We start from the raw sequence: 14,719 nt of genomic DNA, 5'->3' as shown, positions 1-14,719 counted from the left end.
TAATAAAAGTTATTATAACTTTATAAATCCAATTTTAGCTTAGTAAACTAAATTTAGACACTTAGATTTTCGAGCTGTTGCACAACATTTAAAAAAAAAAAAAAAAAAAAAAAAAAAAAACTAAAACCTAAAACCTAAAATTTTTTATAAAAAAGTGTAGTTAATTTTTTAAAAATATCTAATTGATAATATAAAATGTCTTTATTTAAATTAGTTCTCTTTATTTTTGAGACAAAATTTTGATAAAGTTTTTTTAAAAAAGCTTTTCTAATGAATTAAAATTTTTTAGAAAAACTTAAATATTCTAATTAATATAAATTTATTAGTGATAATATGACTATGACTACAAAAATATATAAAGGATTTCAGACAGTTATTCCATCTGAAATTAGAAAAAAACTTAATATTGAAATAGAGGACATTGTTGAATGGTTTATGGACGAAAAAGGAAATATTAATCTTGAATTTAGAAAAAAAACTGGATTTTATGACATAAAAGAAATGGGTGAAGCACCTTATAACACCGATGCAGTTAAATTAAAAAAAATGGTTGCAAGGGGCAAAAAACCATGATATTTGTAGATTCTAGTTTTTTCACTGCTTTTGTAGTTACTAATGACCAATGGCACAAAAATAGTTTAAAATTAGCTAAAAAAATAGTAAATGAAGAAAAAATAGTTTCAAATCTAATAATTTCTGAATCTATCACAAATGTAGCTAGTTTACTTGGTGGAAAAAAAGCCAAACAATTATACTACAACATTAAAGACAACTATTTCATTTTTGAAGAAAATAGGAATATTTATGATAGAACAATCTATACACTTTTACATTATGACGGAACTTTATCCTATGCTGATTGCTTATCATTAGAAATCATGAAAGAATTACAGATAAACAAAATAGCTTCATTTGATAGTGATTTTGATAAAGTAAAAGGAATAAAAAGAGTTTCATAATCTGGTTATAATAAAATAAACAGTGTTTACACAAATATTATGAACAATATAACTTCTTAAAATAGGCTATTTAAATATAGTTTGTTTAGAAATAATTAAATTGAAGAAAAAGTAATTAAATTGAGATATTTCTTAAATTAAATTTAAATAAAATATATTATTAAAAAATAAAAAAATAAAGGAAAATAAAGGAGAATAAAAGAAAATAAAAATAGAAAAAAATAAAAAACAAGATTAGTTATCAAAAATCTTGGATTTAACTATTTCAACTCTTTTAAGTGGGTAAATCTTTTTAGCTTTGTGATAAATTTCTGAAGAAAACCTACCATTTACAGAAGTCTCAATAATATCTTCAAAACTTCTTTCTTTTGCTGCTTTTTCTACCAAATTAATAATAGTTTCTCTCATAAATTTCTTTTGAGAAGATTTAGCTCTTCTAGTTGTAATGGCTAAAACATGAAGTTTAACTTTAACATTATCTCTTGTTTTAACAAAAATGTGTGCATCAATTCTACTACTTCCTCTACGAATCATGCTCCTAACATAATCTGAGGTAACTTGATGACCAATAAATTTAGTTTTAGCTATTGAACCAACAACATCGTTAACTTCTAATTTTAATTTAATGTATTGTTTAGAAAAGTCTCCAGTCAACTCCCGCATAGTTAAATCTACTCTCCTTCCTAGTAAAAAATCAGGATCTTTAGATGGAGTTTCTCCAATGTCTTTTTCAGGAAAGATATCGGGGGTTTTAATTGTAAACCATGATTTTTCTTTCCATGTATCTCGTACTCTTCGTTTTTTTGCTTTTGCCATAATAAATCTCCTGCAAATATAGATAAGATCATTTAATATTGAATATTTTTTTATAAAAAAAGGATAAAAATATTTAATTTAAAAAATAACATTTAAAATAAAATAAAACCAACTATTTAAAGTAATTTATGATTATTTTTAGAAATAGTTATAAAAACATAGCTTTCACTATAATATAATTTTAAAAAATTAGTTAATCATAATTTATATTGAAAAAAGCCATTAAAAAAAGAAATAGCTAATGTATAACTCCTAAAATTAAAAAATAATGATATATTTTAGATATTAGAAAAAGTAAGACCAATTAAATATCTAAAAATTATTTGTAAGCTATGCAAAATTACTTTATTTTCCGCCCATTAAGGTTATAATAACTTTATATTTTAATGGTATATAAAGGTTTTTATTTAAAGAGTGTTTTAAATTTTTGTGGGTTTTTTATGAAATTTTCAATTTTACTTTAAAAAGTTCATAAACCAAAATTAATTTTTTTAAAAACAGCTCATGCTTTTTGACACTTTCTATTTAATCATTTGAAAAATTATTTAAAAATTATTTAATTAATAATTTCAGATTTTAAAAAATTAAATAAAGTTAACTGCGGATAAATTTATAATGATTAATAAATCTTTCTAAAACATCTTCAATTGGTCCAGAATCTTCAATAAGTTTTAATCCTTCACTTTCTATTCCCATTTTAGATTTAAAGCCTGCTTGAACAGTTATTACCACATTACAATCCAATATTTTATTTAAAACATTTTGCCATTGGTGTTTTTCCCCATCTTTAATTGAAGCTATTCTTTTTTCAATAAAATCAGCAGTTTCACCATTAAAATCATAGACATATAATGATTTAGCTTGACCAAAATGCAAATCAAGATTTACACCATCAGATGATGTAATAGCTATTTTAATAATATTATTTTCCATAAAAACACATTCTTATTTGCTAACTTTAATATAATTTTAAGGCTAATTTTAAGAATAAATTAAAATAAATTAAAATAAATTAAAATAAATTAAAATAAATTAAAATAAATTAAAATAAATTAAAAATAAATTAAAATAAATTAAAAATAAACTTTATTCATTTATTTTAAGAATTAATTTGGCTACATTTTCACCAAACTGCCTTATAGTTTCTAAACCCTCTGGATCATCATTTGTATCTTGGTTGTGAGATCCAAAAACCATGTTCCAATAGTTAGAACCTACAATAATCATCTCATTGATATTAAAAAACATAGACATTTCTTGTAAAGTTATAGTTTGACCACCACGTCTTGCAACAGCTATTGGTCCACCAACCATCCATGATAAAAATTTATTTGCTCCTCTTGAAACTTTTCCAATTCTTTGAAGAGCAGCCATTATATCTGCCCTTGCAGTTCCAAAATAAACTGGTGCAGCAGGTATAAATCCTTGAGCATTTTTTATTTTATTGATAATTTCATCTAAACCATCATTTAAAACACAGTTGCCTATTTCTTGACATTTATTACATGCAATACAAGATTTAATCTCTTTTCCTCTCAAAGAAATTATTTCTGCTTCTACATTTTCAGATTCAATGGCTTTAGCACAAATACTTAAAACATCCATAGTATTACTATTTTTTCGTGGACTAGCACTTAATAAAATAACTTTTGACATGATAATCTACCAAATGGTTTAATTTTCTAAAATAGACAATTTTTAAAATAAAATAATAAAAACAAAATAAATTTAAAAATAAAGTAAGCTTAAAAATGAAATAAGTTTAAAAATAAAGTAAGCTTAAAAATGGAATAAATTTAAAAATGAAATAAGTTTAAAGCTGAAACAAGATTGAAAAATTATGCTCCTTCTAAACCATGTAAACAAGGACAATCAAAAGGTTCAACAAGAGATTCAGCAGTGTTATAAATTAATTCAGTTAATTCCTCTTTTTTAATATCCATAATTTCAACGACTTCATCCATTGTCAATTTATTTGGAGAAATTGAAGCAGCATAATTAGAAACTGTACAAATACTAGAATAACACATCTCTTTTTCCCGTGCAAGAACAGCTTCAGGTAAACCTGTCATTCCCACAAGGTTACCACCTATTTTTTGTAAAAATTTAATCTCTGCTGGAGTTTCAAATCTTGGACCCTCATTACAAACATAGACTCCCCTATTAAAAATTTTTCCACTAATAGATTCACTATTTGCCATAATGGCTTCCCTTAAACGTGCACAATATGGTTCTGTAACATCAACATGGAGAACTTCATTGTCAAAAAATGTTTTTTCTCTTTGTGATGTAAAATCAATAAAATCATCACATAAAACAAAAGAACCAGGTTCCATTTCTAAATTAAGTGAACCAACTGCATTTGTAGCTATTATTTGATTGACACCTAAACTTTTAAGTCCATAAATGTTAGCTCGATAATTTATTTTATGTGGAGGAACAGAGTGATTTTTTGAATGTCTAGGCATAAAAATAACACTATTCTCTCCAATTTTAAATTTAGAAACCTCAGGAGTTGGACCATATGGAGTTTTGATTACAAATCTCTCTACATTACTTGCTTCACTTGCTAAATCGTATATTCCACTTCCACCAATTATTCCAATCATATTACCAACTGTCTCCAAGAATTTAAATTTAGCCTTTAATAACAGCTATTGGTGAGACCTTACCAACTAATTTAGCCAAACCAATTCTATCTGAAATTTTAACAACATGATCAACATTTTTGTATGCATCAGGAGACTCTTCAGCTATTATTGGTTGAGAAGATGCTTTAACATGAATACCTTTGCTTTGAAGTTGATTTTTAACCTCTTCACTATTGAAAAGCTTTTTAGCCTTTGTTCTACTTAGTTTTCTACCTGCACCATGAGCAGTTGAGCCAAATGTCTCTTTCATTGCAGTATCTGTTCCATGTAGAATATAGGAAGATGTTCCCATAGTCCCAGGAATAAGAACTGGTTGACCAATATTTTTGTAAACTGACGGAACTTCTTTTCTTCCAGGACCAAAAGCACGAGTTGCACCTTTTCTATGGACAATAAGTTCTGTTTCATAATTTTTTACTTTATGGACTTCTTTTTTAGCAATATTATGAGCAACATCATATATTACAGACATTTCCATACTTTCAGCATCTCTTTTAAAAATAGTTTCAAATGATTCCCTAACCCAATGTTGAATCATTTGCCTATTTGCCCAAGCATAATTAGCTGCAGCAGCCATTGATTTGAAATAATCTTGAGCTTCATTTGAATCAGCAGGAGCACATGCTAATTGTCTATCTGGAAGTTTTAAAGAATATTTTTTATATGCTTTATCCATTAAACGAAGGTAATCAGAACAAACTTGATGACCACAGCCACGTGATCCCGTATGAATCATTACAGTAATAGAATCTTTTTCTAAAGCAAATTTCTTAGCCACTTCTTCATTAAATATTTCATCCACCTTTTGAATTTCTAAAAAATGATTTCCAGAGCCTAATGAACCAAGTTGAGGTATTCCTCTTTTTTTTGCCTTATCAGAAACCTTTGTAGAATCTGCATCTTCCATTTTACCATTTTCTTCTAAAAATTCAAGATCCTCTTCCCAGCCATAGCCATTTGCAACAGCCCAATATGCACCAAAGTCTAAAACATTTTCTATTTCTTCATTGTCCAATCGAATTTTTCCTTTACTTCCCACTCCAGATGGAATATTTCTAAATAGCTCATCATTCAGCTCTTTTATTACTGGACGAATATCTTCTTCAGTTAAATTTGTTCTAAGCATCCTAACTCCGCAGTTAATATCAAAACCAACTCCTCCAGGACTTACAACTCCAGTTCTATTTGAAAACGCTCCAACACCACCAATACTAAAACCATATCCAAAATGCATATCAGGCAATCCTATTGAATGGCTTTGAATTCCAGGAAGACATGCTACATTTGAAACTTGTTCAATAGCTCCGTCTTCCAAGTCTTTAATACCTTCATCGTCAAGATATAAGCGTGCAGGAACCAACATTTCCTTTTTGTAACTACTTGGAAGTTCCCATACATCTTTGTGGATTTCAGTTAATTCTTCTTTAATACTCATAAAAACACCTTTATCATATCACAAATATTTTGTTTTATATATTTAATTAAATTTAACTCTATTATGCTTAATTTTATTAGATTTAATTCTATTATACTTAATTTTATTTTAAAAAATCACTATGCCAATCAACTCAATAAAATATAACAAAATTTAAATTTTTTTAAATTTATTATTTTTATAATGTATATTAATTATAAAATTTTATTATTTGATTATTTTATGATTATATATTTCATTAAAAAAAAAAGACTAAATAAATATAAAAGATAAATATAAAAAATAAATAAATTATTAATAAAATTATACTTATGTTTAACATATTAAATAATTATTTCTAAAAAAAAATTTTTTAAAATAGAATTAATATAAAAGAAGAATTAATAATTATATAAAAAAATAAAAAGCGAATAAAAAAATAGAAGAAAACGAACAAAAAAAAATAAAGCAAAAAATAGAATAATATAAAAAAACAATTATTATAAATCTAAAATAACTTTTAAAATATAAATATTTTCTTTTTTTTCTACATTCATTTGATGAAAAGTAATTGCTTTAACTTCAGATTTTTTAACATGTTTATCCCAATTAATCTCTTCACCATAAGCTATTACATCCAATTTATAGAAGTTTCCATTGTTTTTAATAAAAATTACTTTAAATTTAGAAAATAAAAGAAATTCTGTCTCATGGAGAAAAAGAAGTTCTTCAAGATAATCATATAGTAAAGAAATAATATCTTCTGATTCAATAGAAATTTTTTTAGAAATATTCTCATCAACTAAATCAATTTCACTAATAACATCAAAAAGAGCCATTCCAGCATTTTCAAACCCTTTTTCCAATGATTTTCCATATGAATAAAATCCTATATCTGCTGTAACACCAAAATATTCATATTTTCCTTTGAGCTTATCTTCAAAATTCCCTTTCATCATAAAAATGTTTATTTACAAAATATTTAAATTTTTCTTAAAAAAAATAAAAAATAAAAATAAAATTAATAAAATTGATAAATTTAAGAAAAAATATGAAAAATAAAAATAAAATTAATAAATTTAAGAAAAAATATGGAAAATAAGAAAAAATTAAAAAAGAATGATATCTAAAAAATAAAAGCCATTAAAGTTAATTTCAAACTAATCAACTGGAAATTATTTTACCATCAAGAACTTCAATACACCTATTAGCTAAATTTGCAACATTTGTGTCATGGGTTACCAAAACAATTGTCACATTTTCTTTTTCATGGAGTTCTAAAATTAAATCCAAAACTTCTTTAGATGTCTTAGAATCAAGTGAGCCAGTTGGCTCGTCAGCAAGGATTATTGATGGATTATTAGCAAGTGCACGGGCAATAGCTACTCTTTGTCTTTCTCCACCAGATAGTTTAGTTGGTTTCATGTTTACTTTGTCTTTAAGCCCTACCAATGACAATAAGTACAACGCCCTTTCGCTTCGTGCTTTAGAATTTAAGGAAGTCTCATAAATTGGAATTTCCACGTTTTCTTGTACAGTTAAATTTGGAATAAGGTTGTGTAATTGAAATATAAAACCTATTTTTTTAGATCTAAATTCATCTAAATGCTTTGTTTCTTTTAAATCAATTCCTGCTACTTCAATAGTACCAGAATCAGGCACATCTAAAAAACCTATCATGTTAAGCAATGTTGATTTACCAGAGCCAGATTGACCTATAATGGATACAAATTCCCCCTCTTCTATTTCCAAATCAATCCCATTTAATGCCTTAATATTTCCATTTTCATAAGTCTTTATTAAATTTTGAATTTTGATAATTACAGACATTTTAACACCTCATTCATACCTTAATGCTTCTATTGGAGGTAATTTACTTGCTCTATATGCAGGATAGATTCCACCAATTAAACCAACTCCTATAGCAACTGCAAATCCTTGGGCTATTACATCCCATGTGAAAATTGGAGAAAATACTGAAAGATAACCTAGCCAAGAAAGAATTTCTAAAATAGCAACAATAATAACTGTTCCAATAAATGCAGAGCTCATGGTTAAAACCAAGGACTCTCCTAAAATCATGGTAAGAATCCTACTTTTTCTCCATCCAACAGCCCTTAAAACACCAATTTCTCGGGTTCGTTCATAAACAGACATTATCATTGTGTTGATTATTCCAATTCCACCAATAACAATTGCCAAAAGAGAAATTCCCCATTTGAACACATCTAACATATTTAACATTTCAGCCATTTGCTTTAGGTCAGAGACTGAAGTAACAGTAGTTAACTCTTCACCATAACTATCGTTGATTTTCTTGGTAATTGTATCTACACTAGCATTATTTTCTGCATAGACATAAATCATACTGATTTGACCCTTTTGATCCATAATGTCTTGTAAATCAGATATAGGTGCCATTACAGCACTATTATATGAAGGGTCTCCAGATTCAGAAATCCCTACAACTTCAAATTCTTCATCTGCCAACTTAATTTTGTCTCCAACAGTTAAGTTAGACTCCTCTGAAATTAGTTTTCCAATAACTGCTTGATGATCAGATGCTAAAAAACCACCTTCAATAATTTCCGTGTCCAATGAACCAGTATCAAAGGTGTTATTAGGTTCTAAACCTATAACCATTCCCAAATCATCATCTATAGGTAGTGTTACTAGATAAATAGCTTCTACTTTTTTTACGCCATCCATAGAGCGTATTTTGTCTAACCATGTATCATTTAAATTTTTCGTGCCATAAGGGGTTCCTTGAGCATCATCTTCACTACTTAAAATTGTGAAGTCTGCTCCACCTTGATGTAAAGTTTCATCTAATGACTGTGTAAGACCAGTAGTCATTCCTCCTAAAGCTACAATTGTAGCTATTCCTATTCCAATCCCAATAATAGCTAAAGCCGCACGAGCTTTATTTCTAAAGGGATTTTTAAAAATTAAACCTAAAAAGGACATTAAAATTCTCCAAAATTATAAAAACTAGCTAATCAATAAATAGTAAATAAAATTTCATTAGATTATTACTATTATTATTATTATTATTATTATTTAATTTATCCTAGAAATAAATATTAAACTTATTAATTTATTAAAAATATCAAACTTATAACTATTAAAATACTAATCTATAACCATTAAAATATTAAGCTATAGTTATTAAAACACTAATCTATAGTATATTAAAATAATATTTTATCATGATATTTATTAAATATAATAATTATTTAAATATACTACTATTTAAATTTTGAAAAAAATGACAAAACATTGCCATAACAAAAAACTAAAAAAAACCAAAAATTTAATATTTCATAAAACCAAAATAATAATATGAAAGTTTACTATGAATGTGGTGCATGTTTATTGCGACAAAGTAAAGAGGCTATGAACTTAGCTAGTGATGATACTAATTTAAAATTAGAAATAACAGAAGAAATATTTAAATATCTTTCAAATAACTTTAAACAAGGAGCATCCTCAAATAAATTAGGAACAGATATTCACAGAATAATTAAAGAAAAAACAAATAATCCTGACCCATATAAAAATGAAAAAAAACTTGGAAATAAAATAGCTATTGAATTGGAGGAAAAATTTAAAAAAATCTTAAAAAAGGATGATTCATTAGAAAACTATGTTAAAATAAGCATAATAGGAAATATTTTGGATTTTGGAGCATTAGGAATAAACACGGATTTAAAAAAATTAATAAGCAGTAGTGTAAATAAAAAACTTAGAATAAATCATGTAAACAAATTAAAAAAATCATTAGAAAAATCAAAATCTCTACTATACCTTGCAGACAATACTGGTGAAATTACTTATGACAAACAATTGATTGAAAAGTTAATAGAAAATTATAATCTTAAAATTACATTTGCAGTAAAAGAAAAGCCAATATTAAATGATGCATGTGTAGAGGATGCTAAATTAATTGGTTTAGATAAAATAACAAATTTAATAACTACTGGAACAGATTCTATAGGTATAGTGTATGATTATCTATCAAAAGACTTTAAAAAAATATTTGAAAAAGAAGATTTAATAATTTCTAAAGGTATGGGAAATTATGAAGGTCTTACAGAACTAAACTCATTAAATAAAGATGTTTTTTGCCTACTTTCAGCTAAATGTTCAGCCATTGCAAAAGATTTAGGTGTAGAAGAAAACGACATGGTTGTAGTAAAATTATTTTCTAAATAAAAAAAATAAAAAAAAATGATTCATGCAAATAGATAAAAAAAGATAAAATATATACAATTAATCTATTAAATAAACTATAAACCTTAAAAAAAATAAAAATATAAAAAATGTTTTTTAATCAAAATCTGAAAATAGATGAAATAGCTAAAAAATATTCATTTAAATACAAAGCAGTAAAATCAATATTAAACAAAAGTAAGGGAAAAAGAAGCTTCTTTCTAGAAGACTACACAATAAATCCTTACATGGGGTGTTCCTTTGATTGTAGCTATTGCTATATAAATGGAAGTAAGTATGCAAGCAATACAAAAGAGTTTTTTGTAAAAGAAAATGCATTAGAAAAGCTAAAAACACAGTTAAAAAATAAGGCAATAAAAAGAGAAAGAGCTATTATAATGGTAGGCTCAGCAACAGACCCCTACATGCCAATAGAGTCAGAATTATTTCTAACAAGAGACATCTTAAAATTAATCAACAGATACAGATATTGTAGCCATATTTTAACAAAATCAAATTTAATATTAAGAGATTTAGACATTTTAAAAAAGATAAAAAATGGATCTATTATTCCAGAGGATTTGAAAAGAAAAAAAGATCCAAAAAATGGAAAAACTAAAGAAAATAAAGAAAGTAAAGAAAGTAAAGAAAATGAAAATCTAAAAATGATTGTTTCATTTTCATTTTCAACAACAGAGGATAAAATAGCTAGTATATTTGAAGAAAATGCACCAAGACCATCTGAAAGATTAAAAGCAATTAAAAAGCTAAAAAAAGAAGGATTTCATGTTGGAGCAAGTTTAATGCCTTTACTTCCATATATTACAGATACTGAAGAAGCTATTCACAAAACATTTAAGGATTTAAAAAAAGCTGGAGCTATTTATGCATTACCTGCTGGTCTGAGTTTATTTGGTAGTGAAGATTCTGGTTCTAGAGGGAGCTATTTTACTAAATTAAGAGAGCATTTTCCTGAAAGTTTAGAAGAAACAAGCAAATTATTTAAGAATAAAAATTATGCAAATCAAAATTATTACAACAATCAATTAAAAAAATTAGAAGAAATAGCTAAAGGATATGAAGTTAAGACTTCTATTGTTTAAAAAAACATTCATTGAGAAAAAAATAAAAGACAATATATGAAAAATAGTCTCAATAATGTCAACAGGTTGACAAGTTACATAAGAAGACTAAAGGAAATATTAACAATTTTTATCCAAAAACATCGTATATATATTAAAAATATATAAATATTTAATAAAATTCTACTTTAATTAAGATTAATATCTATTTACTAAAAATATTTATTTTTAAACACTTAATTTTTATTATTCTTTAAAATATTTTAATTCAAATTTAACTAATTAATATGAATTGTTTAATAATTAGAAGAACCTTTAAAACAAACTTTTTAAAAACAAGCTTTTAGAAAAAGTTTGATCAAAAAATTTATCAAAAATAAAGAAAACTAATTTAAATAAAAGTTTTTTACAAATTATCATTATTTTAGACATTTATTTTTTATAAAAAAATATGTATTAATGCCTTAAAAATATTTTAATTTATTTTAATTAGATATCGATTTTTGCAAAAAATAATCGTTGCACAGTATATCAAGTAAAAAAACTTTTAAAGAAAAAGAATTGATAAAAAGGCATTATAAAAATAGCTAAAAGCTATTAAAAAAGGAAAGAAAATATTAACATATGAAAAATTTCATAATGAAAAAAATAAAAAGTAAAAAAGAAATTGAAAAATAGAATATATGAACAGAATTAATATATGTTTAAAATTTATTTAAAAAAAAAAGAAAAAAGTAAAAAATAAAAAGAAAAAAATAAAAAGAAAAAAATAAAAAATTAAGATTAGTAACTACTAATTACTTTTCCTAATAATTTAATTGAATCTTCTTTGTTTGGTCCAATAGGAGAACCAGCTACAAATTGTGTAACTCCACCTTCTTCAAGAGCTTTTATTTTTGGAATAAACTCATCAGGAGTTCCTACAACGGAAAATGCATCAAGTAATTCATCATTTACTGCACCAATAGCTCCACCAAAGTCGCCTTTAGCTAAAAATCCACCAAATTTAGCACCAGTGTCTCCAGGTAACCCATGTCTTTCAAAAACAGGAGGTGGTGAACCAGCAGCAATGAATGCTACAACAATTTTAGCAGCATTTGCTGCTTTTGCAGAATCCTTAGCAATGGAGGTTGCAGTATATGCACCAACATCAATATCAGCTAATGATTTTCCAGCAGATTTTGCACCTTTTTCTATAAGTGGTATTGCAGCACCATAATCTTTAGGATTAGATGCATTAATTAAAACACCATCAGCAATTTCACCAGCAGTTTCTAACATTTTAGGACCTTGAGCACCTTGATAAATAGGTACTTTTTCTTGAGCAGCTTTTACTCCACCTAATTGTGCACCACTTGCAGTTTTATCTCCTCCAAGTAAAGTTCTGAATGTATCAACAGCAGATCTTATTGTGCTAACTGGTTTAGTCCATTCAATTCCAAGTGCATCAAAGGTAGCTTTATCACCAGGACCAATACCTAATGTTGCTCTTCCACCAGATAAATCATCTAATGTTGCTATAGATGCAGCAGTTATTGCTGGATTTCTAACATAGGGGTTAGTTACACCAGGTCCTAATTTAATAGTACTGGTTGATTCTGCAAGAATTGCTAAAGTTTGATATACATCTTTATTGTTGTAATGATCAGTAATCCATACATAATCAAAACCTACATCTTCTGCTAATCTAACAAGATATTCTAACTTATAAATTGGTTCGTTTGGAACAAATTCTATACCGAATTTCATTTTTATCACCTTTTTAAAATATTTTATTTATAACAATTGTATATTAGTATTTTCTTTATAATAAATTCATATTATAAAGCTACACTTAATTGTATGTTGTTATATATTTAAAGCATTTATCTTTTGAATTAAATAGAAAAGCTTAAATACTTTAAGTAATTTTTTTATTAAAATAAATCATGGAAAAAATAAAACTATTTTTTCAAGCAGAATCCTAATTTAAGAAAAGTAATAAGTTATTTTTCTAAATAACTGTAAAAATCATTTTATTAGAAACTAAATAAACTCAGTTATTTTAAGCCATTCCTAAATATTCATTAAATGAACATTTTTTAAAAAAATGACATATTAAAATAATACTTTCTTAAATTCTAATTGGTTTAACCTTTAAGCAAAAATTTGATCTAACATCCATTTTGAATCATATTCTTTAATATCATCGTAAGATTGACCTACACCTAAAAATAGTATTGGTTTGCCTATAACATAACCAATTGAAAGTGAAGCTCCTCCTTTACTATCTGCATCTGCCTTAGTTAAAATAACTCCATCAATATCAATAGTTTCATTGAATTTTCTGGCTTGTTCAACAGCATCGTTGCCTGTCAATGAATCTCCAACAAAAATAATCAAATCTGGCTTTGAAACCCTTTTAATTTTCTTCATTTCATCCATAAGGTTGGTGTTTGTCTGCATTCTCCCAGCAGTATCAATTAAAACCAATTCTTTTCCTTTACTTTTTGCATGTTCTACGGCATCATAAGCAACGGCAGCAGGATCTGAACCTTTTTGGTGTTTAATAATTTTTATTCCTATTTTATCTGTGTGATGGTTAATTTGTTCAATGGCTCCTGCCCTAAATGTATCAGATGCGGCTACAACTGGAGTATACCCTTTTTTTAAATAATAATTAGCTAGTTTAGCTATTGTAGTAGTTTTACCTGTCCCATTTACTCCTACAAACATTACTACAAGAGGATCTCCTTTAACTTTTTTTTCTTCTATCATTTCAGTCATTGATTTACCTGAAACATCTATTATTTTATAAACAGCTCCTTTTAATGCATCAAAAGTAAATTCTGATACATCATTGGACCTTTTTATTTTTTTACCAACTAAGTCTTCTTTAACAGAATCAACTACTGCACTTGCAACTTCAATTGCCACATCACTTTCTAATAAACCAATTTCTAAATCCCAAAGAATGTCTTCGAGGTTTTTCTCAGTTATAGTTTTTTCACGGATAAATGAAAGAATTCCTCCAGATTTAGGTTTATTTTCTTTTTCATCACTTTTAAGTGTTTCATCTTTTTCTTGTTCTTTATCTTTTATATTCTTTTCTTCATCGTTTTTTATTTCATCAGTGACAACATTGCCATTTTTAATGTCTTTATTCTCTTCATTGTCATCAATATTATTCTCAATATTATTCTCAATACTATCCCCAATACTATCCCCAATACTATCCCCAATACTATCCTCAATACTATCCTCAATATTATCATTATTTTCAATTTCTAAAACTTCTTCATCAGAAATAGCTTCTATGTTGTTTTCATCTTTAGCTTCATCTGATACTTTTTTTGTTAATTTAGTAGCCATTTTACTAAATTTTTTCTTCAATGAATCAAACAATATTTACACCTTTAGTTATTTAATAAATTTAATTTTTAATAAGGTTATATTTAATAATAATTTAAAATAAGTTAATAATATTTTAATAATTATGCTTCTAATTTCAATTCCATTTATTCTCTTATAATTATTTCTATATTTAATAATACTATATTCTATATTCTGTATTTAACAATATTATATTTAATTAATATTATATCC

Annotated in this window: 14 protein-coding genes; 4 read left to right on the top strand and 10 right to left on the bottom strand. The window is 25.9% G+C overall.

The features are described 5' to 3' along the window. Positions 1-333: 333 nt before the first annotated feature. Positions 334-573: an AbrB/MazE/SpoVT family DNA-binding domain-containing protein gene (locus MBCUR_RS08105; protein ID WP_245637301.1), complete on the top strand. Its 240-nt coding sequence runs from the start codon at positions 334-336 to the stop codon at positions 571-573. Next, positions 570-959, top strand: coding sequence for a type II toxin-antitoxin system VapC family toxin (locus tag MBCUR_RS08100; protein ID WP_067092406.1), 390 nt, complete (start codon positions 570-572; stop codon positions 957-959). The genes MBCUR_RS08105 and MBCUR_RS08100 overlap by 4 nt, the downstream gene beginning before the upstream one ends. A 234-nt stretch (positions 960-1,193) precedes the next feature. On the opposite strand, the gene MBCUR_RS08095 is transcribed toward MBCUR_RS08100, so the two are convergent. From MBCUR_RS08095 to MBCUR_RS08060, 8 genes are all read right to left on the bottom strand, one after another. Then, the gene (locus MBCUR_RS08095; RefSeq protein ID WP_067092404.1) at positions 1,194-1,775 is read right to left on the bottom strand and encodes a 30S ribosomal protein S3ae; all 582 of its coding nucleotides are present in this window, start codon (positions 1,773-1,775) and stop codon (positions 1,194-1,196) included. Positions 1,776-2,369: 594 nt separating this feature from the next. After that, on the bottom strand, positions 2,370-2,708 hold the full coding sequence (locus MBCUR_RS08090) for a NifB/NifX family molybdenum-iron cluster-binding protein (RefSeq protein ID WP_245637300.1): 339 nt from the start codon (positions 2,706-2,708) through the stop codon (positions 2,370-2,372). 153 nt (positions 2,709-2,861) lie between these two features. Next, positions 2,862-3,431 carry a flavodoxin family protein gene (locus MBCUR_RS08085; RefSeq protein WP_067092402.1) on the bottom strand — a complete coding sequence of 190 codons (570 nt, stop codon included), beginning with the start codon at positions 3,429-3,431 and terminating at the stop codon, positions 2,862-2,864. A 182-nt stretch (positions 3,432-3,613) separates the two neighbouring features. Then, complete coding sequence (mtnP, locus tag MBCUR_RS08080) at positions 3,614-4,384, bottom strand: S-methyl-5'-thioadenosine phosphorylase (protein WP_067092400.1); 771 nt, start codon at positions 4,382-4,384, stop codon at positions 3,614-3,616. 28 nt (positions 4,385-4,412) lie between these two features. Further along, positions 4,413-5,861: an RtcB family protein gene (locus MBCUR_RS08075; protein ID WP_067092398.1), complete on the bottom strand. Its 1,449-nt coding sequence runs from the start codon at positions 5,859-5,861 to the stop codon at positions 4,413-4,415. Between the two features lie 479 nt (positions 5,862-6,340). Beyond that, entirely contained in the window at positions 6,341-6,799 is a 459-nt protein-coding gene (locus tag MBCUR_RS08070) for an archease (RefSeq protein WP_084269639.1), read from the bottom strand. A 205-nt stretch (positions 6,800-7,004) separates the two neighbouring features. Then, entirely contained in the window at positions 7,005-7,670 is a 666-nt protein-coding gene (locus MBCUR_RS08065; RefSeq protein ID WP_067092395.1) for an ABC transporter ATP-binding protein, read from the bottom strand. A gap of 9 nt (positions 7,671-7,679) precedes the next feature. Further along, positions 7,680-8,807 carry an ABC transporter permease gene (locus tag MBCUR_RS08060; RefSeq protein ID WP_067092393.1) on the bottom strand — a complete coding sequence of 376 codons (1,128 nt, stop codon included), beginning with the start codon at positions 8,805-8,807 and terminating at the stop codon, positions 7,680-7,682. A gap of 375 nt (positions 8,808-9,182) precedes the next feature. Between MBCUR_RS08060 and MBCUR_RS08055 the strand changes: the two genes are divergently transcribed. Together MBCUR_RS08055 and MBCUR_RS08050 are read left to right on the top strand one after the other, a co-directional pair. Then, on the top strand, positions 9,183-10,055 hold the full coding sequence (locus tag MBCUR_RS08055; RefSeq protein WP_067092391.1) for a damage-control phosphatase ARMT1 family protein: 873 nt from the start codon (positions 9,183-9,185) through the stop codon (positions 10,053-10,055). Between the two features lie 107 nt (positions 10,056-10,162). Continuing rightward, on the top strand, positions 10,163-11,155 hold the full coding sequence (locus MBCUR_RS08050) for an SPL family radical SAM protein (protein WP_245637299.1): 993 nt from the start codon (positions 10,163-10,165) through the stop codon (positions 11,153-11,155). Between the two features lie 762 nt (positions 11,156-11,917). On the opposite strand, the gene mer is transcribed toward MBCUR_RS08050, so the two are convergent. After that, entirely contained in the window at positions 11,918-12,883 is a 966-nt protein-coding gene (gene mer / locus MBCUR_RS08045; protein WP_067092389.1) for a 5,10-methylenetetrahydromethanopterin reductase, read from the bottom strand. Between the two features lie 387 nt (positions 12,884-13,270). Next, positions 13,271-14,518: a signal recognition particle-docking protein FtsY gene (gene ftsY / locus MBCUR_RS08040; RefSeq protein WP_067092387.1), complete on the bottom strand. Its 1,248-nt coding sequence runs from the start codon at positions 14,516-14,518 to the stop codon at positions 13,271-13,273. Positions 14,519-14,719: the final 201 nt, after the last annotated feature.

The sequence above is a fragment of the Methanobrevibacter curvatus genome (assembly GCF_001639295.1).
GTDB lineage: Archaea > Methanobacteriota > Methanobacteria > Methanobacteriales > Methanobacteriaceae > Methanoflexus > Methanoflexus curvatus.
The sequence above is the reverse complement of the archived record's forward strand: the minus strand, read 5'-3'. Positions and strand labels throughout refer to the sequence as shown.

What these genes read in the sequence shown, in the direction of transcription:
- MBCUR_RS08055 (WP_067092391.1), top strand. Translation starts at nt 9,183, where the DNA reads ATGAAAGTTTACTATGAATGTGGTGCATGTTTATTGCGACAAAGTAAA.
- MBCUR_RS08060 (WP_067092393.1), bottom strand. Translation starts at nt 8,807, where the DNA reads ATGTCCTTTTTAGGTTTAATTTTTAAAAATCCCTTTAGAAATAAAGCT.
- mtnP (WP_067092400.1), bottom strand. Translation starts at nt 4,384, where the DNA reads ATGATTGGAATAATTGGTGGAAGTGGAATATACGATTTAGCAAGTGAA.
- MBCUR_RS08095 (WP_067092404.1), bottom strand. Translation starts at nt 1,775, where the DNA reads ATGGCAAAAGCAAAAAAACGAAGAGTACGAGATACATGGAAAGAAAAA.
- MBCUR_RS08090 (WP_245637300.1), bottom strand. Translation starts at nt 2,708, where the DNA reads ATGGAAAATAATATTATTAAAATAGCTATTACATCATCTGATGGTGTA.
- MBCUR_RS08100 (WP_067092406.1), top strand. Translation starts at nt 570, where the DNA reads ATGATATTTGTAGATTCTAGTTTTTTCACTGCTTTTGTAGTTACTAAT.
- MBCUR_RS08085 (WP_067092402.1), bottom strand. Translation starts at nt 3,431, where the DNA reads ATGTCAAAAGTTATTTTATTAAGTGCTAGTCCACGAAAAAATAGTAAT.
- MBCUR_RS08050 (WP_245637299.1), top strand. Translation starts at nt 10,163, where the DNA reads ATGTTTTTTAATCAAAATCTGAAAATAGATGAAATAGCTAAAAAATAT.
- mer (WP_067092389.1), bottom strand. Translation starts at nt 12,883, where the DNA reads ATGAAATTCGGTATAGAATTTGTTCCAAACGAACCAATTTATAAGTTA.
- MBCUR_RS08075 (WP_067092398.1), bottom strand. Translation starts at nt 5,861, where the DNA reads ATGAGTATTAAAGAAGAATTAACTGAAATCCACAAAGATGTATGGGAA.
- MBCUR_RS08065 (WP_067092395.1), bottom strand. Translation starts at nt 7,670, where the DNA reads ATGTCTGTAATTATCAAAATTCAAAATTTAATAAAGACTTATGAAAAT.
- MBCUR_RS08070 (WP_084269639.1), bottom strand. Translation starts at nt 6,799, where the DNA reads ATGATGAAAGGGAATTTTGAAGATAAGCTCAAAGGAAAATATGAATAT.
- MBCUR_RS08105 (WP_245637301.1), top strand. Translation starts at nt 334, where the DNA reads ATGACTATGACTACAAAAATATATAAAGGATTTCAGACAGTTATTCCA.